Origin of the sequence: Protofrankia sp. CiP1_Cm_nod2 (assembly GCF_920664355.1) — a bacterium.
Lineage (GTDB): Bacteria > Actinomycetota > Actinomycetes > Frankiales > Frankiaceae > Protofrankia.
Genome location: NZ_CAKKTL010000101.1, coordinates 14931 through 15398, shown reverse-complemented (window position 1 = coordinate 15398; position 468 = coordinate 14931). Strand labels below are relative to the sequence as shown.

At 75.0% G+C, this 468-nt stretch carries 1 protein-coding gene; it reads right to left on the bottom strand.

Annotated features, from left to right (window positions below; genetic code table 11):
- Positions 1-463 (bottom strand): lysylphosphatidylglycerol synthase domain-containing protein (locus tag NBW84_RS13000; protein WP_250284905.1); only part of this gene is annotated, 463 nt, incomplete at its 3' end.
- Positions 464-468 lie beyond the last annotated feature (5 nt).

Genomic DNA, 468 nt, shown 5'->3' with positions numbered 1-468 from the left:
GCAGCGCGCCCGCCGACACGAACGGCAGGGTCACCGCGGCGGCCACCCCGCCGCAGGGGACCGCCAGCGCCAGCACGATCAGGCTGGCGGACGCGGCCTTCGGCCGGGGCACCCCGTGGTCCCGGGACAGCTCCATCTGGGCCAGCACCGGCCACACGCTGCCGGGGACGTACTTGCCGACCTGCCCGACGAAGAAGATCCGCAACGCGGCCCGCAGTGGCAACGCCACGCCGAGCGACGCCAGCAGCGCCCGCCACGACAGCACAGTCGTCCCGACCGCCAGCACCGTGACGGCTCCCGAGGCGGCCACCCCGAACGCGGTCAGCTCACTGAACGACGCGCGGACGGCGTTCCACTGGCTGACCAGAGCGACGACAAGCAGGCCCGCCGCGACCAGCAACGCCACCCGCACCAGCCACCGACGCGCGTCCCGCCCCCGACCGGCCCCCGAGAACTGTCCCACCTCGG